This window comes from Atopobium sp., from assembly GCF_034113385.1.
Classification (GTDB): Bacteria; Actinomycetota; Coriobacteriia; order Coriobacteriales; family Atopobiaceae; genus Atopobium.
This window is the reverse complement of record NZ_JAXEXL010000015.1, coordinates 1-21,483: the sequence shown is the minus strand read 5'-3', so window position 1 is coordinate 21,483 and position 21,483 is coordinate 1. Positions and strand designations below refer to the sequence as shown.

Below are 21,483 nucleotides of genomic sequence, written 5' to 3'. Positions count from 1 at the left end.
TAAGCTTAAGATAAGCTAAAAACATGTATTTTTTGCTTGCACTTGTATTTTTTGAAAACACTCTACGCAACAGGCAAAAAAGAAGCCAAGAAGAACATGCTTCTTGGCTTTTAAAACTCTATATGTGTGAAAACTACCGTTACTCGGCTACGTTCTCTTCAGCTGCCTGCTCTGCAGGAGCGTCCTCTACAGGCTCTGCAACTGCCTTCTCGGCAGCCTTCTTCTCAAACTCAGCAGCACGCTTGGCCTTCTCGGCAGCCTTAGCCTCTGCAGCGGCCTTCTTTGCAGCAGCTTCCTCTGCAGCCTTAGCAGCCTTGGCAGCCTTGGCCTCCTCAGCCTTCTTGAGCTGCTGTGCAGCTGCGCCACCAAACTTATCAGCAAAGCGCTGAACACGACCACCGGTGTCTACGAGCTTCTGCTGACCCGTGTAGAATGGGTGACATTTGTCACACAAATCCACCGTCATCTCACTCTTAGTAGCGCGTGTCTTCCAGGTGTTACCGCAGGTGCAGCGAACGGTGCACTCTACATACTCTGGATGGATACCAGTCTTCATACAGGACTCCTTTTAACGGCTCTGGTTTCCGACCAGAGCGGATGTATTCCGGTTTCCGTCCGGAACATACAGGATTGGAATAGTAACACATCTACCCGCTTCTTGCAGCGAGTTCATGGATATTGCACGCGCTATGCATGTATTGCGCAAAAGTCCTTGAGATGCGTACAATTGCAGCAGACTTGTAACACCTCTTCCGCATTATCTATGCGGTTACACGTGCAGGAGCATCGTATGCTATTAGCAGTAGATTGCGGCAATACTCAAACAACCGTTGGAATGTTGGGCGATCAAGGTGCCATTATTCACCAATGGCGCATGGCAACCAATGCCACGGACACAAAAGACCAACTGCATAGTCGTTTATACAGCTACTTTACTATGTTTGGCATGAATCTATCTGAGATTACCCATGCAGCCATTGCCAGTGTAGTGCCCGTACTCTCCCAAGAATGGCAAGCTCTTATGCGCAGTGTGTTAGACACTGAACCATTACTCATAGACACCCAGGCGTGCGGCGGACTTACTATTGCTTTAGATAATCCTCGTGAGCTTGGGGCGGATCGTATTGCTAATGCTGTAGCAGCAAAAACTCGCTATGGTGCACCCGTTATTGTGGTGGATTTTGGTACGGCAACCAATATTGACGTGGTAGACGCTACGGGGACTTTTGTTGGTGGCGCCATTATGCCTGGTCTTATGCTTTCTGCTCAAGCGCTTTTCTCGCGAGCAGCCAAGCTGTCCAGCGTACCTCTTATTGCACCTCGGCAGGCTTTGGGTTCAAATACGGAAGCCGCTGTACAATCTGGTTTGATACTTGGTTGCACAGCTATGGTAGAAGGCTTGGTTGGACGCATCCAAACAGAACTCTCTGAGCGCAACCCTGGCGCACCACGCGCAACTGTTGTAGCCACGGGCGGACTTGCAAAAACTATAGCTCAGACCACAACGCTATTTGATTTTGTAGACGCTGACCTAACCATTTATGGTATATACCAGATATGGAAGCAACACCAGCAACACTAACGTGCTGGGCGCAACGATACCTGCTCTGGAGCAAACTCATGCTCGCGCCCATCTGCATCAAGTAGTGTTATGCGCCCCCAAATATCCATGCCGGCGAGCATACCCGTTACCACCACACGGCCATCGGGCAATACGGCATCTACCTGCTGAGCAAGAAGCTCCATCTGGTCATAATACTCATTAAGCACTGAAGCCAAGGGGCCCGCAACCGCCACGCCAGAGTTAATGTCATGCTCCCAAGCGCTCACGCGGGCAAGCACTGCATCACGCAGTGTGGCTGCAATGTGCTCGTTGGTAAGGGCTGCCACAGGTTCCTGAGTGGAGTTTTTACCAAGATTATCTGCCAAAAAAGCTGGTGCAGCAGGACGAGGAGATCCATCAAAGGAGCTGGAAATACGCTGCTCAAGCTGAGGATTTTGGCAAACGTTAAGATGAATGGTGCAAATAGCAAACACGCCCTCACCATAGCCTGCCTCAACGAAAATGCTCGCGAGCTTGTTGCCGTTATACATGATGTCATTAGGCCATTTGGGCAACACATCCGTAGCGCCAAGCTTGCGCAAGGCATCAAGCGCCGCTAAAGAACACACCGTACCCAAACCATTAAGATAGGCCATACCAACTTGCGGGCGCAGAATAATTGCTAGATGCAAACAGCCATCCACCGAATGCCATATGCGCCCCATGCGCGCTCGGCCTTCTGTCTGAACGGTGCTATAAAGCGTTGTTGCACAGATAACACCTTCTCGGGCAAGATCTTTGGCTGCATCAGTAATATTTTGGCAGGAAGGCATCTGTGTAAAGGGCGCTTGTTGCTTATGTGCTGGCTGCATGGATACTCCTCTATATGTTATAAAGCCCTATTCACACTCGTCCCATGCAAGTGCGCCTAAATCAGCTTTAACCAAGCCAACACGCTGCTCCTCAGGCAAGATGGTTATCCCAGCATGCGCAAAGAAACGATCGGGGTCACGCATAATATCTTCCATAGGAACCAACACATAATCACGCTCACCTAACCCAGAGTGAGGCAAAGTCAGGCGTTTTCCTGCATGGGTCTCCCCTTCCATCCACACAAGATCGCAGTCGATGGTACGAGGTCCATGCCCTTCCTGTCCTGCAGGACGCTGACGATGGAGTTGGTTTTCTACCTCAAGGAGTTGCTCGAGAAGAACCAGAGGAGCAAGCTCTGTTTTAATTTCTGCAACGGCATTTGCAACAGGTGTTGCAATACCATAGGCAGGCTCAGTCTCATAGGCATGACTGACCGTCACTACACAAGTAAGCGGAATAGCGTTAATAAGAGCGCATGCCTTAGCAAGATAACCAATTCGATCTCCCACATTAGAGCCAAGCGCCACAAACGCGCGGCGCTCATCTGGATGAGCAACCGTCCAATAGCTGGTTAAAGCCTCATATGCTGCCGCCACATCGTGTACGCGTACAATACGCGCACCTGCCTCTACTGCCGCAATAACCACGCCAACAGTTGCAGCATCACGAGCAGGTGCTTTGGTTACACCAGAAACGGCACCCACAAAGCGTTTGCGAGAAACGGCACAGAGCACAGGGTACCCCATAGAAACCATCTTTGCTGTAGCGCGCTGGATGACCACGTCTTCATCTGCAAACTTACCAAAGCCAGGGCCAGGATCAATCACAATACGACTACGATCCACACCAGCACGAACAAGCGTGCGAGCTTGGTCACCCAAAAAGCCCATAACGTTTCTCATGATGGGAGCAGAGTCAGGCGTAGCAAACCTGCGAGTCCCCGAAAGGCGTACCGTTGCAGCACTTGTGGTGCTGGCGCCAGTAGCACGCTGCATAAGCAAGTCAAGCGAGCGCTCATTACCCGCTGTGGTGGATTGCTGCTCTGTTGTGCCTTCGGAAGCACCATCAGATGCGCTCACATCAGATGAAGCAGCCTCGATGGGTTTCTCGACAGAAGCGGAGGCAGAAGATGGCTTTGCACCAGGGGCGCTGTCAAGCACGACGGTTTGACGAGGTGCGTGCTCGGCAACTTCACCCGCGTGCATAACTATTACGCCTGCATTGCTGTTAGCGGCCACTTGTACCATGGCAGGGTCAGTAAAGCCTGTCACATCATTAATGATAGAAGCTCCCAGGCGCACACACATGCGCGCTACCTCGGCGTGACGTGTATCTACCGAGACAATCGCGCCGGCTGCTACGAGGGCGCGAACTACAGGGACTATACGCGTGGCCTCCTCTTCGGGGGAAACAGCCGTAAAGCCGGGACGCGTGGACTCGCCACCTACATCAATGATGTCTGCACCTTCATCTAGCATCTGCATACCGCGGGCAATAGCAGCATCGGTATCTATATAGGCTCCGCCATCAGAAAATGAATCAGGTGTCACATTAAGCACGCCCATAATGCGAGGTCGCGATAAGGAAAGCTCATGTGAACCACAGCGCCACACCATCGTGTTGTCTCGTAACATACATGCTCCTTTTTAGTTCTTGTATATCGATTGTACCCGCCTTAGTTTTTGGGGTACAACTCCTAACATGAGAAAACACAGCATGTAACACATACTGCGTGGAAGGATTTGTACTGTGAGCACCCCAATCACTACCGCTACTACACATGCCACAACTAATAGTCGTGAATACCGTTTTGTATCTTGGAATGTAAATGGCCTACGTGCTGTTATGAAAAAGGACCCTGCCTTCGATGCCATCCTGGATACCTTTCAGGCGGACATTTTTGCCATTCAAGAAACCAAATTACAAGAAGGTCAGATTGATTTAGATATACCTGGCTACACGCAAACGTGGAGCTATGCGCAGCGCAAAGGCTACTCTGGCACCGCAGTCTTTTCTAAAGAAGCGCCTCTGCAGGTTATTCGCACCATTGGCGCAAAAGAAGCAGATGATGAAGGCCGTGTTTGTGCACTAGAGTTTGATCAATTTTGGTTTGTAGACGTGTACACTCCCAATGCTCAAAGCGAACTCAAACGTTTGGATGTGCGCCTTGCTTGGGATGAGTCATACCGCAACTTCTTAGCAGATTTAGCTCAAGATAAACCCGTAGTAACCTGCGGTGACTACAATGTTGCCCATCAAGAAATTGATCTTAAAAACCCAGCTGCTAACCGCATGAATCCTGGCTTTTCTGACGAGGAACGAGAAAGTTTTACTAAGCTGCTGGACGCAGGCTTTGTGGATAGTTTCCGCTATCGCCACCCCGATGTCCGTGATGCATATAGCTGGTGGAGCTATCGCATGCGCGCTCGTGAGCGTAATGTTGGCTGGCGTATTGATTATTTTTTGGTTTCTGAGCCGCTTGCTAAAAAGATTACCAGTGCCTCCATTTTGCCAGAGGTATTTGGCAGCGACCATTGCCCTGTTGAACTCACGCTTACCTTATAACAGCTGGTTATAGCAACTGCAGCGCCTTTGGCATAACACCGCTTTGCTCAAGCGAGCCCAAAAATGCCCGAGCACTGCGTGTTGCAACCAATTCTTCTGGAAAATGAATCGTACTTAACAACGTATGCACGTTGTTAAACCCACCAATAGCTGCGCAGAAGTGAGCATCACTAGAAACAGCAATCTGCGTACCAATCTCTGCCGCACGCTCTGCAATGTGCTGGCAAGATTTACTAAAGCGCTGCTGATGAGCTAGGGTATGCTCGTTAATTTCTACCAGCTTTCCAAGTTCCTTTGCGCAGGTAAGAACCTCGTCTACCTCAAAAGGAACATTGGCACGCCCCACATGCCCAAGTACATGCACTCGAGGGTCATGCAGCACATTGATATACATCTGTGTGGTTTGAGCTAATGATGCATCCCGTGCAAAGCTGCGATTATGGATACTTGCCACCACATAATCCAACTCACCAAAAACTAAATCTTTAAGCGTAAGCGGGTCATCATAAGAAGCACCAGTAATGCCCGATTCAAGACCTATGTTGTGACCAAAGAGGTTGCCTTCAAGGTCTACAATATCTGCCTCTGCGCCACGAAGCAGCACAACGCCCTTCCAGACACGCGGCCAAATACTGCAGTTAAGGAAGTACTGATAGTCCCTTACATCGTAAGGCTCACCATACAGCATGGAACTAAAATGGTCAGCACTGCCAAGCAGCTCCAGGCCTTTATCGGCAGCCTCGGTTATATTTTCTGCAAGTGTGGAATACGCATGTCTGGAGTACAGCGTATGCGTGTGTATATCGCAGCGGCTATAGTTGTTCATGTTGATACTCCCGCATAATAGCAGCCCAGGCGTCCATAGAAGTAACTATGGTCTGATACGAAACGCAATATCCCAAGCGAACCCAACCCGTACAACCAAAACTATTGGAGGGCACGGGCAGCACTTCATGCGCACGGCACCGCTCAAAAAATGCCTCTGCATCTGGTTCAAGAGCCTTAAGCCATAAGTAAAACGCGCCCTGCGGTTCTACAAAGGTATAGCCCAAACTTTGCAGTCCATCCATAAGAGCATGCCTATTGCAATCATATGCTGCTACATTGGAAGGCTCGTCTACGCAGTCTGCAATAACCCGCTGAAATAATGCAGGTGCACATACAAAACCCAGTGCACGCCCAGAGCCTGCTATAGCAAAAACCAGCTGCTCATTAAAGGGATTAGTGGGAGGAACCAACACCCATCCCACGCGCTCACCCGGTAACGACAACGACTTAGAGTATGAGTAGCACACCACGGTATTGGCATACAAAGAAGGAATCCATGGCACGTCTGTACCATAGCTAATCTCACGATATGGCTCATCTGCCAGCAAAACAATGTCTGTACCAAAATGCTTGGAGCCTTCTTGCAAAACGGCAGCGGCCTTTGCAAGGTTTTCTTGAGAGTAAATAATGCCCACAGGGTTATTGGGCGAATTAACAATAACAACCTTGGTACGCTCGGTAAGAGCATTACGCAAAGCCACGGCATCAATTTGAAAGTCATCTTTGCAAGATGGCACCTCTACGCACGTGGCGCCTGCATGCTCAATCCACACGCGATATTCAGGAAAATAGGGTGTAATAACCACTACTTCATCGCCAGGATTAATAACGGCGTGCAGCGTAATAGAAATTGACGCTGCAGCGCCGCAGGTTATATACAAATCTTGCGCACGAGCCGCCTGCTCACCAAAACGACGACGCAATGACGCAGCCAGTGCTTCTTTTACTGCAGGCAAGCCTGCTGCAGGTGTATAGCCATGCACCTGCGTTGGTGGCAACGCAATGGTTTGCTTGATGGAATCATATACTGCATCAGGGGCTGGTACCGAAGGATTACCAATCGAGAAGTCAAAAACGTTCTGGGCGCCAATTTCTTCACGTCGTTTTGCTGCATATGCTGCGATTTCACGGATAGAAGACTTTGCGGCACCTAGGTCGTACGACTTCTGATTAATCCTCATCGTGTGGAGCATCCCCCGTCTGATATTCGTCCCATGTGTTATTGAGAAGCGCCATCATAGCATCGCCCTCTACGGTTTCACGCTCAAGCAAGACCGCAGCCATCGTATCCATTTGTTCACGGCGGCTGCTTAAAATCTGAGCTGCGCGGTCATGTGCCTCACGCATAATGCGCTCTACCTCGTCATCAATGCGCTTTGCCGTCTCGGATGAATAATCTTGCTTATCTGCATAGTCTCGGCCTAAAAATACCTGATGTTGAGGCTCGCCAAATACGCGCGTCCCCAAAGCGTCACTCATGCCGTAGCGCGTAACCATATTGCGTGCAAGCTTAGTTGCGCGCTCAAGGTCATTACTTGCGCCAGTAGTAATATCGCCGCAGAAGAGCTCCTCTGCAGTGCGTCCACCGAGCAATACAACAATTTCATCGAGCATCTCACTACGGGATTGTAAGAAACGATCCTCGTCAGGAAGTTGCAGGGTATATCCTAATGCCTGACCACGGCTAATGATTGAAATCTTGTGCACTGGATCAGAGTTATCCAGCAAGTGCCCAATAAGCGCATGGCCACTTTCGTGATAGGCAATGGTCTTGCGCTCCTTTTGCGTAATAACACGACTCTTACGCTCAGGACCAGCAATAATGCGCTCCATTGCCTCTTCAACCTCGGCCTGGCTAATAGCCTTCTTGTTGCGACGAGCTGCCAATAAAGCAGACTCGTTCATAAGGTTGGACAAATCTGCTCCCGTAAACCCAGGAGTCAGCTTTGCCATATTGGCAAAATCAATGCTGCCCTCCAGCGGTTTACCTTCCGAGTGCACCTTCAAGATCTGCTCGCGACCCCGCACGTCAGGGCGGTCAACCGTTACTTGGCGATCAAAGCGACCAGGACGCAACAGCGCTGGGTCAAGAATGTCGGGACGGTTTGTAGCCGCAATTAAGATAACAGCCTCGTTTTTCTCAAAGCCGTCCATTTCTACTAGCAACTGATTAAGCGTCTGCTCGCGCTCATCATGTCCGCCACCTAAGCCGGCACCACGCTGACGGCCTACTGCATCAATCTCGTCAATAAAAATGATGCAAGGAGCAGCTGCTTTGGCTTCCTTAAACAAATCACGCACACGGCTTGCACCAACGCCCACATACATCTCTACAAAGTCAGAACCTGAAATAGAGAAGAACGGAACGCCTGCCTCGCCAGCAACAGCCTTTGCCAACAGTGTCTTGCCCGTTCCTGGAGGGCCCACCAACAGCACACCGCGAGGAATGCGAGCACCCATATCCAAGAAGCGCTGAGGCTCGGCGAGAAAATCGCGAACTTCCTTAAGTTCCTCGACAGCCTCATCAATACCAGCAACATCCTTGAACTTAACCTTGGGACGAGTGCGCTCACTGACACGAGCCTTAGCTTTACCAAACTGCATAGCTTGGCTATTTTGTGCCATCATCTGGTTAAGGAAGTACAGAACCGCACCAACCATAAGTATGCTTGGGATAAGTTGCAGTAGCATATCGCCTAAAGCATTTGGTTTGGATGTATCCACTACATACTTGACCTTGGGATGCTTAGCCATCTGCTCTGCTAAAGAATCAGCACCAACATAGGTACTGGTAAAGTCACTTAAAGCATCAGTATTGCCTTTAGTGTCAGAGGTTTTCCAATATTTGCCTTTAACATAGCCATCTGCATCACGATAACTTACTTCGGATACACGATCCTCAGTAATTGCGGTAATAAGCTCGCTGGTAGCAAGCTTATCTGGCTGCTTCTGAAAAGGCAGACCGTTTTGTAAGGCAAACACTAAATATGCAATACATGCAACGCCAATAAGCACGTATGCAAGAGGGATGCGAATCTGACGCTCCCCATTGAGGGGGTCCCGTGGATCACGAGGATCGCGTGGCGTGCCCTTCTCGTCCTTCAAACTCACGAATAAAACTCCTCTATACCTTAGCTATATACTTCTGGCTTAAGCACGCCAATGTAAGGCAAGTTACGATAGCGCTCAGCATAATCCAGACCATAGCCAACAACAAATGCATTAGGTACATGTGCCCCAACATAGCGAGGCGTAACCGCAGGCTTCTTGCCTTCAATGTCCTTCTCGAGAAATGCAGCTATCTCTATGGACTTAGGATGGCGTGCACCCAAAGCCTTAATAAGATACGAAAGCGTAAGACCAGAGTCTAAAATGTCCTCCGCAATAATGACATCTCGACCCTCAATCTTGGTGTCCAAGTCTTTAATAATACGGACAACACCAGAGCTTTTTACGCCGTCACCATAACTAGAAACTGCCATAAAGTCTACTTCGCAGTCTGTTTTAATGGCGCGCATAAGGTCTGCAGTAAAAAGAAAAGCGCCACGCAGCACAGCAATAACCAGGGGATTTTTACCCTCATAATCAGCAGTAATTTGATTACCAATGCATGAAACGATCTCCTTAATATCGTCTTCACTCAGAAGAACATCTTTGATATCGGGATGAATTTGCTCCATGACCTTCCCTTTCTTAGTGCTACGCTGCAAGCGCACTACAACTCACTGTACACCTAGTTAGTATGAACCTTTAATTCTAACAGCACTTTTGTTTGGTCTGTACAACGGAAGCGCTCGTCGGCGCGAACGCCCGCAACCCACACAATTGGTCCTGCTGGCTGAGTGCGAACTACCACAAGATTACTACGCTCAGATACGGGGATTTTTGCCTCATTAAGAAGATCAGAGAGTTTTTTGGATTGCCCATGCATACCCAAAGGACACATCACATCTCCTGGTTGTGGACTCTCGAGCCACAACTGAGCTCCCGCACCAATAACCCCTACAAGCTGAGCATCAAGTAGCACGGAGTTGTTTTCCCACTCTTTACCATGTGCGCGAGCAATTTGTTCAGGGTTTGTACCTGGCTGTACTGATACAAGACACGCTGATACACAGAGTTTCTTGGTAAGGGCTACTGTTTGAGGAATAGCCAACCACTGAGGTGTGCATTGTTGGCTGTTGGTATGTGACCGTACAAACAAAATACCAAACTCCACACGGCAATCTATATCCATGGGAAGCGTAACTGAGCCCGTTCCCTGCGCCACAATGCCAAGCACCCGATTGACATGCTGCGCCTCTATACGACACTCAGGCTCCACCACCTGCACTGCTCTGCGTACCACGCGACGCGCAATAGCCACATCCATAGCTGCTAGCTTTGCTGCACTTACAGCAAGCAGCCCATCTTGACTGCGTGTTTGTATCGTACGTAATGCTTGGGCAGCAAGCTGAGACAGATATATGTCTTCATCCGATAAAATCTCGCAGGTAGTTCCAATACTTTGCACCACATGCGCATTGCGTTGTTTAAGCTGTGGCAGCACCTTATGACGGATAAACGCTCGTTGATAATGCGTGTCTGAATTAGTAGCATCTTCACGCCACGCAATTCCCCGAACAAGCAACAAATTGCATAAATCTTCGTGCGTATAGTCCAATAAGGGGCGCACAATACGATTACGCCTGCATGGGATAGAAGAAAGTCCGGCAGTCCCCGTACCCTTAAGCACGTTAGCCAAGAATGTTTCTGCTCGGTCATTCGCAGTATGGGCGGTAAGAATCCGCGCAGCAGAGCGCGAGATACCCAGCTGGCTAGCAAGCGTATTGGCAAGCTTATGAGCTGCAGCGTAACGCACTTCTCGACCAGCGTTTTCTACATTGCCGCCATACTGGGCTGCTAAATCAGCCACATGAGCACGCACGATTTCACACGGGATGCCAAACTGTTCACAAAGCTGGCTGACAAAAGCCTCATCTTGATCTGCTTCTTTTCCGCGCAGCCCATGGTTGACGTGGAGCACATGAAGGCGTTCTTTTGCAATACGTGCCAACCCACGGCCATCTGCAATATCGAGCGTAGAAGTTGCTGCCAACACAAGAAGTGCTGTTGAGTCTGCACCTCCTGACACCATAAGAACCACAGGTGCATGCTCCTCTGCCGCACCATGGCCTGAAGGACGAGCAAACGTACTGGTATGTTGGGCATATCGACGAGCAACGCTTGTCATAAGTCTCCTTGAGAAGCTACGGCAACTAAAACGGATGATGCGCTGGCAAGCAGAAAAACTCGCACCATACACAAGCCAGCCATCTAAAATGCTCTAAAAACTCTCTTCTTAAATCGTGATTGTACCGCCGTTTTGCAGCTTTATACCGTATATGTCCAAGCTTGCTGCTAAGCTACACCTAAGAAAGTAAGAGAGGTTTACATGACACACGCACCTTCTGCTGATGCAAAATCGCAGCTTAAGATACATATTTTAGCAAGCGGCTCCAAGGGAAATGCCTGTATTGTGGAGTCTGTCTCCACTAAAATATTGCTTGATTGCGGTATTTCATATAGGGAACTCACGCGCCGAGCAGCTGCGCTTAAGCTCGATATATCTGATGTTGCTGCCACTGTAGTAACCCATGAGCATTCTGACCACACAGCCGGATTAAGCGTGTGGTGCAAACACTTTGATGGCTCTCTTTTGGCAACTAAGGGCACTGCCACTGCGCGCAAACATCTAGCTGCATTGCCTTTTGAGTATATTGACCATGACGCGGATTTTGAAATTGGAGATATTCGCGTGGGCTGTTTTTCCACGTCTCATGATGTGGTTGACCCTATTGGCTTTAGGTTTGAATCACACGGAGACTCTATAGGCTATTGCACTGACTCTGGCATGCTTACGCAAGCTGCCATAGAACTTCTGAGCAATGTGCGTATACTTGCCCTCGAGACTAACCATGACCCCAAGCTCCTGGCACAAAGCCACTATCCGCTGTTTTTACGAGAGCGTATTGGTGGTGAGCGCGGGCATTTATCTAATGAGCAGGCTTGTGATGCACTTGCTGCCTTGGTGACTCAAAAGACTGAACAGGTAATAGGCATGCACCTATCTCAAGAAAATAATCGTCCCAGATTGGCTGTTCAGGCGCTTTCTTGTGCCGTTGATGCAATCCCACAAAATGACATGGGCACACGTGCAGGCACATCCGACGGATTACTGCATATTGTTTGCGCAGCACAAGATGCCCCTCTTACTATAAAATAGTATCCATATATCTATATAGCAGGAGCGTAGCAGGGAGCGCAATGTCGCAGGATACTTCTGATACCGAGCGAGTTGACCACGCCGATGATGGTGCCACTCGACGCCGCAATTACGTACGACCCGCCAATCCTCACAGAACAGTTGACCCTGTAGATGATTTAGCAGTGGACGACGCATATGCGCACGCTGCTCATGATTCCAACTACACAGCTCATGCCAACAATCCTGTTTCTGGTCGCGCATATCGTAAGTCTCGCAATGAAATGCCTCGGCTTCACCATGATTTACCATATGGTCAGTATTTATCTATCCCTAAAGGACAGCGTGCCATTTTCTCGGCACGTGAACGACGTTCTAGAATTACTTCTGCCATACTAGTAGTGCTCATACTAGCTGCTTTGGCAGTACTTGTAGCGGTTCTTTGGCATTTTATTAGTCGTGCTGGCGCATAAGATATTTTTAGCTAGCATGTAACCATTTGTCATGCAACATGGAGCAACACCAAGGAGAGGTCACCCCATGAAGAAGTTTTTAAAGGAATTTGGCGAGTTTATTAACCGCGGCAATATGATGGATATGGCCGTTGGTGTCATTATTGGTGGCGGTTTTACTGCAATTGTAACCGCTCTTATCAACTACATCATTAACCCCCTCATTACTGCCGCAACACACGGTACCGGCAATGTTTCTGGTCTTGCTATTACCATTCCTGGCAGCGAGCAAGCCATTGATTTTGGCGCCTTTATTGGTGCGGTTATTAACTTCCTTATTACTGCTTTTGTTGTATTTTTGCTGCTACGCGCCATTAAGTCTGCTCAAGAAGCTGCAAAAATGTTTAAGAAGGAAGAAGCCGCTGCAGAAGAGACTCCCGCACGTACCTGCCCCTATTGCAAGACAGAGATTGCACAAGAAGCAACTCGTTGCCCTCACTGCACATCTATTTTGCCCAATGCTTCCTCTGATGAGGTTGCTCATATGTCTGGTACAAACGCCTAGCAGTCTAACGCATGGCTAGTTCCAAATAGTTAGTTCCAGGGATCAGCTTGGAACAAGGGTTCACGCTTGGCAGGTCTATCTGACCAAGGGTCATAGCCGTCGTCATCTTCATTTGCTGCTCGTGCAAAGCTGCGGTCTACCGCAGCTTTCTTTTTTACGGGACGTATCTGTTGTTTGGTAGAAGCGTTTTGCGCATGTGAGGACTGCGCAGCTTGCACGGTATCAGCTACATCCTTGAGGGGTTTATCGCAAGGCATATGCTACTCCGCACGATGGACGGTAAGGGTAATGGATTGAGAAACAGGCGCGGCAGTGCCTTGCTCGGGAGAAAGCGCGTCCACAATGTCAGAATCTTGAACGGTATCCACACCTAAAACGGTTACATCAGCGTAGCCACGCGCGCGCAACTCCGCAAGAGCTTCACGGTACGTTTTACCAACCACGTTTGGAATAACACGTGGCTCGTTTACCTGGACTGTAATGAGCTGGCCACGCGGCTGTCGCTCACCAGGTTCTGGATCCATAGCCACAACAAGACCTGCAGAACCATCCACATACGTAGTATTTAAGCTAACGTTAAAACCTGCATCGGTAAGTACGGCCGTTGCGTCCGCGGCGCTGCGTCCACGTACATCGGGCACGGTAACACCGCCTATAAGGCCCGTACTCCATGCACCATAGAGACCGCCTAACATGGCCAAGATTATTAAGGCAAATACGATTCCCATGCTAATTTGGCGACGAAACAAATGTACTTCTTTAACCTTAGAAATGGGCTGTACTGGAGCTGCTTTAGCAGACAAATCATTGTCATGCACGTGTAAATGTGGGTCGCCGCGCTGCTCGATGCCACGCGCAAGGGCGATGCGCATGGTACGCAAACGCGCACGCATGGCACGCTTTTCTTCACGCGTTTTGGGACGTGCATCAGAAGGAGCTAAGATTGGCTCACGCTCTTCTACTGGGCGAACCACCACACTATCTTCGTCATATTGAGGAAGCACCTCATGGGAAGCTTCTTCGGATAGGTGCTTAATCACCTTTTGGCTACATGATGGGCAGTACGCCATCCCCTCGGGGATTTCTGTACCGCAGTCAGGACATTTCATAACAACCCCCGGTGGTATGTATCAACGAATAACCTTACCCGAAAATCATCCAAACGCAAAATTACGCCATATCCCAATTTGGCATACAGCGTAATTTTTCTGGTAAAACTTACTCTATACACATTGCCGAGAAGCCCGCTTACACGCGTGCTGCCACTAACTTGCCATCGTCTCCAACATCCATACGAACGGTGTCACCTTCGCAAAGTGCTCCCTCAATGATGAGGTTAGCCACATTGTCTACTACCTGTCGCTGAATCAAGCGCTTAAGTGGGCGAGCTCCGTACACGGGGTCCAAGCCATCAAGTGCCAAAGATTGCAACGCTGCAGGTGAAAGTTCAAGCGTAATGCGCTCGTGAGCAAGACGTTTGCGTACAGCTGCCAGTTGAATGTCCACGATTTTCTCGATATCAGAAAGGCCAAGCGGCGTAAAGGTTACTACGTCATCAATGCGGTTGAGAAATTCGGGGCGGAAGGCCTGACGCATGGCTTCATCAATCTTCTTGGACACGTCTTCAGGGTTGCCTGCACTATGAGCACCAGCAATAAACTGTGAACCAATGTTGCTTGTCATGATGATAATGGTGTTCTTGAAATTGACCACCCGACCTTGTCCATCGGTAAGGTGACCATCATCCAACACCTGGAGCAGCACATTAAAGACGTCAGGGTGAGCTTTTTCCATCTCATCAAGAAGGATAACGGCATAAGGCCGACGACGAACTGCTTCTGTTAACTGGCCGCCCTCGTCATACCCTACGTATCCTGGAGGAGCACCAATCAGACGCTGTACGCTAAACTTCTCCATGTACTCAGACATATCAATACGCACGAGCGCACGCTCATCATCAAACAGGCACTCTGCCAGCGCTTTTGCAAGCTCGGTCTTGCCCACGCCCGTAGGTCCAAGGAAGAAGAAACTGCCAATGGGACGATGGGGATCAGACAAACCGGCACGACTACGACGCACCGCGGCAGCCACCGCAGATACTGCTTCATCTTGGCCAATGACGCGCTCGTGAAGCTGTGCCTCAAGGTTTTTGAGCTTCTCAATCTCTCCTTGCATCATCTTGGAAACTGGCACACCCGTCCATGCAGATACCACGGTGGCAATTTCCTCATTGGTAACTTCCTCTTTGAGCAAAGCGCCGCTCTCTTGCTTAGAAGCCAAGGTTTGCTCTGCCTCGTCATACTGGCGCTGAAGCGTTGGAATCGTAGAGTAGCGAAGCTCAGACGCACGGGCTAAATCACCAGAACGCGTTGCGCGCTCCTCCTCACCTCGAGCATCATCCAACTGCTGCTTAAGTTCCTGCACGCGATTAATGGCACGTTTTTCGTTTTGCCAATTTGCCTTCATGGCGTCGAGTTTCTCACGCACACTTGCCATCTCTGCCTGCAGGGTGTCCAGACGCTCCTTACTTGCAGCATCTTCTTCTTTAAGCAGTGCTTGCTCTTCAATTTGCATCTGAGTAAGCTGGCGATCCACCGCATCAATCTCTGACGGCATGGAGTCCAGCTCCATACGCAAGCGACTAGCTGCTTCATCTACCAGGTCAATTGCTTTATCTGGCAAGAAACGATCTGCAATGTAGCGGTTGGACAAATCTGCCGCACTTACCAAAGCGGCATCGGTAATACGTACGCCATGATGCAGCTCATACTTTTCTTTAAGGCCGCGCAAGATAGAAATGGTATCTTCAACAGAAGGCTCGGACACCAATACGGTTTGGAAACGACGTGCCAGCGCCGCGTCCTTCTCGATGTATTTGCGATATTCATCCAATGTGGTAGCACCAATGGCATGAAGTTCTCCACGAGCAAGGGCAGGTTTAAGAATGTTGCCCGCATCCATGGTGCCTTCCGTTGCGCCTGCACCTACGATGGTATGAAGCTCATCAATAAACAGCACAACGCGGCCGTTTGCCTGCTTAACTTCCTTAAGCACACTTTTAAGACGATCCTCAAACTCACCACGATACTTGGCGCCTGCCACCAAGGCACTCATGTCCAGCTCAATGACATCGTGATCCTTAAGCGTTGAAGGCACGTCACCAGACGCAATGCGCTGAGCTAAGCCCTCCACAATGGCAGTTTTACCAACACCTGGCTCACCAATCAAAACAGGGTTATTTTTAGTGCGACGGCTCAGCACCTGAATGGTGTGGCGGATTTCCTCTACACGACCAATAACCGGGTCAAGCTTGCCCTGACGCGCCAAGTCTGTAACGTTGCGACCATACTGCTCAAGTGCATCAAATTGCTGCTTATTTTCTTGAGAAGTCACGCGCTCATCCCCGCGCAAGTTAGCATATGCTTCACGCACGCGCTTATCGGTAACACCTGCTGCCGATAAAATAGTGGAGGCATCACTTTTTACCTGACATAAAGCACACAACAGATGCTCGGAGGTAACGTAAGCATCATCCATGTTTGTTGCAAACTTCTCTGCAGCATCTGCTACGCGGCCAAACTCGTTAGATAATCCCATCTGAGCAATGCCACCAGACACCTGAGGCATACCAGCAATTTTAGCATCCACTTGCTGCTCAATCAGGCGAGGATCTGCACCAATGCGCTCCACAATAGCCTTAAGATTGTGTTCCCCTGTACTCATAAGTGCCTTAAGCAAGTGAATTGGCTCCACGGCACCTGCCTGCGCCTCACTGGCAATACCAATTGAGGCCTGTAGCGCTTCTTGGGCAGTTACTGCCCATTTATCAATTCTCATACAACTACTCCTCTCGCTGTGCGGAGTCTCCGCGTGTTTTATCACTACGAAGTATTCCCAGCGAGAGGAGGTTTATTCAAAAATCTAAGTCCATCTATATAAGATTATCTAAGCACCATCTTTTGATGATTTTTCTTTTGGCAGCCGACCATAGCGTTTGAGCGCATCGCGTAGTATCCACTCAATTTGTCCATTTGAGCTGCGCATTTCATCATTTGCCCAGCGTTGAACGGCGTCCCAGATTTCTGGGTCAATCCTCAACGGGTATTGTTTACGCGTTGCCACAATACTTCAGCTTAATACAATGAACCTGTATTGAGCACAGGCTGAGCTTCAGATTCACCACACAAGACAACCATAAGGTTGGAGGCCATGGTAGCCTTACGCTCCTCGTCCATTTCTACAATGCCGTCGCGGGAAAGCTGCCTTAGTGCCATATCTACCATGGATACTGCGCCTTCTACAATCTTCTTACGAGCAGCGATAACTGCCTCTGCCTGCTGACGACGCAGCATTGCCTGAGCAATTTCAGACGCATAAGCAAGGTGAGTCAAACGAGCATCACTTACTGCAACACCTGCAGGAGCAAGCCTATTTTCCAACTCTGCTTGCAATGCGTCAGAAACTTCCTCAATGTTTGTGCGCAAGGTAATAGACGTAGCGGTGTTATCGTCATCTTCCATGTGGTCATAGGCATACACGCTGGCAACGTGGCGCAAAGCAGTCTCTGCCTGCATGCTTACGTAGGACTCATAGTCATCCACATCAAACAGTGCTTTAGCGGTGTCTGCTACATGCCATACCACAACGGTTGCAATCTCGATGGGGTTACCCATGCGGTCATTTACCTTGATGCGCTCACCATTAAGCGTACGCTCACGAACAGAAATAATAGACTTATGAGACTTGGTTGTTGGCGTCTCTATCCCAGTAACCATGCTACCTAGGTTTTCAACCGTCTCTACCTCACCTAAGCTTTTTGCATAGAAGGGATTGGCCCAACGGAAGCCCGTATCACGAACCGTACCAATATAATCACCAAATAGTACGCATACACGAGCCTGACCAGGCTGCAAACTAAAAAACCCATTGGCAAGGTTTGCACCAGCAATAACAAGCAAAACAGCTGCAAAGATTTTGCCAAAGTCCATAAAACCAGGCTCAAGACCAAGAGCATCTAACTGCATCATATCGCTAATAAAGCTTATGATAAGAAGGACGCTTGCCAAGAATAGAACAATGGTTACCACCAGCATAAGCCAACCACTCTTTGCATGAAGTTCTTTCTCAACACTTACGTTTGTATTCTTCTGGGACATGATGTCTCTTTCTCTATAACGAGTTGCGAGCTTCCCCTTTGGAAGCGCCGGACTCTATATATCGATATGATATCACATTGGTTTCTTCGTGCAAGAAAAATCGGTGGGATTTTACCTCCACCGATTACCATCCAAAACAGATTATGTACCTGCAAGGTTAGCTATACACCTCATACAGCCTTTATTGATATTCACCAAGAAGGCCGCGCATGACCATTTCTGGATTAGATCCCTCATAGCGCGCCAAAGAGGTAATGCGCTCACGCATCCTTAATTCATGCACCTCATCCTCAAGCTCACGAATACGAGCGCGCAACGCAGTCATTTCCTCATCCTGTTTGCGATAGCGCTCCCGCATATCCAAGATGCGAATAACACCAGCCAGATTAATGCCCTCATCCGTAAGCTTATTAATAAGATTAAGACGCTCAATATCACGCACAGAATACAAGCGTGTATTACCACGAGACCTACCAGGATTTACAAGGCCTTTTTGCTCATAAATGCGCAGTGTTTGGGGATGCATACCTGTAAGTTCTGCAGCAACACTAATCATGTAGAGGGGCTTATCTTTACCAGCCGAAAAAGAATCTTCACTCAGAGCCATACTACTTCACATCCTTTCGATACTCGCGCGTATCGTCTTTGAGAAGTGCTTCGAGCTCAGTGCGCTCTTTCTCGCTCAAATGCGTTGGAATCTTTACGCGAATTTCTACATAGAGCGCACCACGGGTGCCCTTACGCTTAACATTTGGCGCGCCTAAATCGCGCAGGCGCATTTTTTTGCCATCTTGCGTGCCCGCAGGAATCTTAATAGAAACCGTAGAGTGCTCTGGAGTTGGCACCTCACATACACAACCCAATGCAGCTTCATACATGCTAATGGGAAGCTCTATGCGTACATCTGCACCATCACGCTTAAATACAGGATGCTCGGCAATGTTGGTGGTTACTACTAAATCACCACGCGTGCCGCCATTGCGACCATACTCGCCACGTCCTTTAAAACGCAGTTTTCCTCCATGCACGGCACCCGCAGGAACCTTTACTGTAAGCGTTTGCTGCTCACCGGTAGAAGGAATGCGATACGTAACTTTACGTGTAGTGCCCTCAAATGCCTCATCAAAACTCACCTCTACGGCAAGAGATAAATCACTGCCTTTTTGAGGACGGCTGGCAGCAGCACCATTAAAGATGCTCGAAAAATCAAACCCGCCCATACCGCCGGCATTGTTAATCACATCTGCCCAATTAAAGCTCGTACCCGCACCCTGGGTGTAACTACGATACTTACCGCCACCAATACCACCAAAAGCCAGCATTTGATCGTACTCACGTCGCTTATTCTCATCGGAAAGAATGTCGTACGCTTCGCTAATCTCTTTAAATTTCTTCTCGTCACCACCAGCATCAGGATGATACGTACGTGCGAGCGAGCGGAATGCTTTTTTAATCTCGTCTTGGGTGGCGTTTTTCTTCACGCCAAGAACGTCGTAATAGGTCTTTTGCTTTGCCATGGAGAAGTTCGCCCCCTTTCAAACAGCTACGCCCGAGCGCTGCTCGGGCGTGAGCCATAGTTGTTGTTACTCAGTCTCTTCTGCCACTTCATCAGGAGCAGAAGCCTCGTCCACCTGCTCTTCTTGAGCAGAATCAGGACGTGTTGGCCCGTTAAAGGTTACCGTAACCATAGCGGGACGGATTACCTTAGTACCCATGCGATACCCAAGCTGATAGACATCGCGAACCGTATCTGCGTAATCATCCGCATCATCCACACGGCCAACAGCCTGATGGGCTAAGGGATCAAAAGGTTCACCTGCGGGGTTAATAACCTCAACACCCTCGCGTCCTAACACATCCACAAACTTTGTACGAACTGCATCTACGCCACTGGCAAAAGAAACCAAATCCTCATTGCCTTCAGAAACCGTATTGGCATGAGCTAAAGCACGTTCAAGATCATCGATAACAGGCAGCAAATTGCACACGAGCTTCTCGGTAGCGAGTGCACGTTCTGCCAAGCGCTCACCTGCCGTACGCTTGCGATAGTTTTCCCAGTCTGCCTGCATACGGGCGGCACGCTCTTGTGCGCTTGCCTTTTCTTCTAAGGCTTTCTCAAGCTGGGCCGCCAACTCATCACGCTCAAGGCGAACCGTATCTGCCTCTGCTTTAAGATCGGCATCGGCTGCTTCTTCTCCGCGACGGATTGCCTCTGCAACTAAAGCTTCTTCATCCAGCTCAGCGGGGGCGGCGCTGGCCGAGTCGTCAGCGCCTGCCACCTCATCTTGAACTTCCCTATCTTGCTCGAGCTCTTTGGGGTTCTCGGCATCCTCGGGCTTAAAAGTGTCCTCAGCCATATCCGGTCACCTTACTCGTTCTTTTTGTCGTCTACTACCTCGTAGTCTGCATCGACTACATCATCGGAAGAAGTGGTGGATGCATCCGCTGTAGCCTGCTCATTGGCTGCAGAATATACAACCTCAGCAAGTTTGTGGCCAACCTCTTGGAGCTTCTCGGAAGCAGCCTTGATTGCCTCAATATCGGTGCCCTCAAGAGCCTTCTTTGCCTCATCAACAGCAGCCTGTACCTCATTCTTAAGACCCTCTTCTACCTTATCGCCCAGCTCATTAAGGGTCTGCTCGGTGCTGTATGCCAAAGAATCGGTCTGGTTGCGGATTTCAATCTCATCCTTTTGACGCTTGTCTTCCTCTGCGTGAGCCTCTGCGTCTTTAACCATGCGGTCAACTTCCTCATCAGAAAGCGCCGTAGAGCCAGAGATTGTAATCTGCTGGGACTTACCAGTAGCCTTATCTTTTGCAGTTACCTTAACAATACCGTTTGCATCAATGTCAAAAGTGACCTCAATCTGAGGCGTACCACGACGAGCAGCAGGAATCCCTTCAAGCTGGAAGCGACCAAGGCTCTTGTTGTCACGAGCAAGCTCACGCTCACCCTGCAAAACGTTAATCTCTACAGAGGTCTGATTATCTGCAGCAGTGGAATATACCTCAGTCTTAGACGTAGGAATGGTGGTATTGCGATCAATCATCTTGGTCATAACACCACCCATGGTCTCTACACCAAGAGACAGCGGAGTTACATCCAGAAGCAGAATGCCCTCTACATCACCCGTAAGAACACCAGCCTGAACAGCTGCACCATCTGCAACTACCTCATCTGGGTTAACAGACATGTTAGGCTGCTTGCCCGTCATTTGCTTTACCAAGTTTTGGACGGCTGGCATACGGCTAGAGCCA

The 21,483-nt window shown here is 49.3% G+C and carries 22 protein-coding genes; 5 read left to right on the top strand and 17 right to left on the bottom strand.

Translation table 11 applies throughout. The features are described from left to right. Positions 1-139: 139 nt before the first annotated feature. Positions 140-556: a 50S ribosomal protein L31 gene (gene rpmE / locus SPD80_RS05100; protein ID WP_320828793.1), complete on the bottom strand. Its 417-nt coding sequence runs from the start codon at positions 554-556 to the stop codon at positions 140-142. A gap of 234 nt (positions 557-790) precedes the next feature. Between rpmE and SPD80_RS05095 the strand changes: the two genes are divergently transcribed. Further along, on the top strand, positions 791-1,582 hold the full coding sequence (locus SPD80_RS05095) for a type III pantothenate kinase (RefSeq protein WP_320828792.1): 792 nt from the start codon (positions 791-793) through the stop codon (positions 1,580-1,582). On the opposite strand, the gene SPD80_RS05090 is transcribed toward SPD80_RS05095, so the two are convergent. After that, on the bottom strand, positions 1,579-2,415 hold the full coding sequence (locus SPD80_RS05090) for a hypothetical protein (protein WP_320828791.1): 837 nt from the start codon (positions 2,413-2,415) through the stop codon (positions 1,579-1,581). The genes SPD80_RS05095 and SPD80_RS05090 overlap by 4 nt on opposite strands. Before the next feature lie 27 nt (positions 2,416-2,442). After that, positions 2,443-4,050, bottom strand: a complete 1,608-nt coding sequence (gene folP / locus SPD80_RS05085) for a dihydropteroate synthase (RefSeq protein ID WP_320828789.1) — start codon at positions 4,048-4,050, stop codon at positions 2,443-2,445. 211 nt (positions 4,051-4,261) lie between these two features. Here folP and SPD80_RS05080 point away from each other — a divergent pair, with 211 nt between their 5' ends. Then, complete coding sequence (locus tag SPD80_RS05080) at positions 4,262-4,981, top strand: exodeoxyribonuclease III (protein WP_407061958.1); 720 nt, start codon at positions 4,262-4,264, stop codon at positions 4,979-4,981. Between the two features lie 7 nt (positions 4,982-4,988). On the opposite strand, the gene SPD80_RS05075 is transcribed toward SPD80_RS05080, so the two are convergent. The 5 genes from SPD80_RS05075 to tilS are packed head-to-tail and all read right to left on the bottom strand — an operon-like array spanning position 4,989 to position 11,042. After that, complete coding sequence (locus SPD80_RS05075; RefSeq protein ID WP_320828788.1) at positions 4,989-5,807, bottom strand: phosphatase; 819 nt, start codon at positions 5,805-5,807, stop codon at positions 4,989-4,991. Further along, the gene (locus SPD80_RS05070; RefSeq protein ID WP_320828787.1) at positions 5,794-6,990 is read right to left on the bottom strand and encodes a pyridoxal phosphate-dependent aminotransferase; all 1,197 of its coding nucleotides are present in this window, start codon (positions 6,988-6,990) and stop codon (positions 5,794-5,796) included. The genes SPD80_RS05075 and SPD80_RS05070 overlap by 14 nt, the downstream gene beginning before the upstream one ends. Continuing rightward, a complete protein-coding gene (ftsH, locus tag SPD80_RS05065; protein ID WP_320828785.1) occupies positions 6,980-8,920 on the bottom strand; it encodes an ATP-dependent zinc metalloprotease FtsH in 1,941 nt (646 codons plus the stop codon). Before ftsH ends, SPD80_RS05070 begins: the two co-directional genes overlap by 11 nt. 20 nt (positions 8,921-8,940) lie before the next feature. After that, a complete protein-coding gene (gene hpt, locus SPD80_RS05060) occupies positions 8,941-9,489 on the bottom strand; it encodes a hypoxanthine phosphoribosyltransferase (protein WP_320828784.1) in 549 nt (182 codons plus the stop codon). Between the two features lie 53 nt (positions 9,490-9,542). Next, positions 9,543-11,042 carry a tRNA lysidine(34) synthetase TilS gene (tilS, locus tag SPD80_RS05055; RefSeq protein ID WP_320828782.1) on the bottom strand — a complete coding sequence of 500 codons (1,500 nt, stop codon included), beginning with the start codon at positions 11,040-11,042 and terminating at the stop codon, positions 9,543-9,545. Between the two features lie 201 nt (positions 11,043-11,243). Here tilS and SPD80_RS05050 point away from each other — a divergent pair, with 201 nt between their 5' ends. From SPD80_RS05050 to mscL, 3 genes are all read left to right on the top strand, one after another. Next, positions 11,244-12,074, top strand: a complete 831-nt coding sequence (locus SPD80_RS05050) for an MBL fold metallo-hydrolase (RefSeq protein WP_320828781.1) — start codon at positions 11,244-11,246, stop codon at positions 12,072-12,074. A 41-nt stretch (positions 12,075-12,115) separates the two neighbouring features. Beyond that, positions 12,116-12,526, top strand: coding sequence for a hypothetical protein (locus SPD80_RS05045; protein ID WP_320828780.1), 411 nt, complete (start codon positions 12,116-12,118; stop codon positions 12,524-12,526). Between the two features lie 67 nt (positions 12,527-12,593). Beyond that, entirely contained in the window at positions 12,594-13,070 is a 477-nt protein-coding gene (mscL, locus tag SPD80_RS05040) for a large conductance mechanosensitive channel protein MscL (RefSeq protein ID WP_320604949.1), read from the top strand. A 29-nt stretch (positions 13,071-13,099) separates the two neighbouring features. Here mscL and SPD80_RS05035 read toward each other — a convergent pair whose 3' ends face one another. The 9 genes from SPD80_RS05035 to SPD80_RS04995 all read right to left on the bottom strand — a co-directional run. Beyond that, a complete protein-coding gene (locus SPD80_RS05035) occupies positions 13,100-13,327 on the bottom strand; it encodes a hypothetical protein (protein WP_320828778.1) in 228 nt (75 codons plus the stop codon). 3 nt (positions 13,328-13,330) lie between these two features. After that, positions 13,331-14,179: a PASTA domain-containing protein gene (locus SPD80_RS05030; protein WP_320828777.1), complete on the bottom strand. Its 849-nt coding sequence runs from the start codon at positions 14,177-14,179 to the stop codon at positions 13,331-13,333. A gap of 139 nt (positions 14,180-14,318) precedes the next feature. Beyond that, positions 14,319-16,907 carry an ATP-dependent chaperone ClpB gene (gene clpB, locus SPD80_RS05025; RefSeq protein ID WP_320828775.1) on the bottom strand — a complete coding sequence of 863 codons (2,589 nt, stop codon included), beginning with the start codon at positions 16,905-16,907 and terminating at the stop codon, positions 14,319-14,321. Between the two features lie 108 nt (positions 16,908-17,015). Then, positions 17,016-17,192, bottom strand: coding sequence for an Arc family DNA binding domain-containing protein (locus SPD80_RS05020; RefSeq protein ID WP_320828774.1), 177 nt, complete (start codon positions 17,190-17,192; stop codon positions 17,016-17,018). An 11-nt stretch (positions 17,193-17,203) separates the two neighbouring features. Further along, on the bottom strand, positions 17,204-18,226 hold the full coding sequence (locus SPD80_RS05015) for an SPFH domain-containing protein (RefSeq protein ID WP_320828773.1): 1,023 nt from the start codon (positions 18,224-18,226) through the stop codon (positions 17,204-17,206). A 181-nt stretch (positions 18,227-18,407) separates the two neighbouring features. Beyond that, entirely contained in the window at positions 18,408-18,833 is a 426-nt protein-coding gene (locus SPD80_RS05010) for a heat shock protein transcriptional repressor HspR (protein ID WP_320604401.1), read from the bottom strand. A 1-nt stretch (position 18,834) separates the two neighbouring features. Continuing rightward, entirely contained in the window at positions 18,835-19,743 is a 909-nt protein-coding gene (locus tag SPD80_RS05005) for a DnaJ C-terminal domain-containing protein (RefSeq protein WP_320604398.1), read from the bottom strand. A gap of 66 nt (positions 19,744-19,809) precedes the next feature. Beyond that, a complete protein-coding gene (gene grpE, locus SPD80_RS05000) occupies positions 19,810-20,583 on the bottom strand; it encodes a nucleotide exchange factor GrpE (protein WP_320604396.1) in 774 nt (257 codons plus the stop codon). Positions 20,584-20,594: 11 nt separating this feature from the next. Continuing rightward, positions 20,595-21,483: Hsp70 family protein (locus SPD80_RS04995; RefSeq protein WP_320828772.1), on the bottom strand; the 889-nt coding region annotated here is incomplete at its 5' end.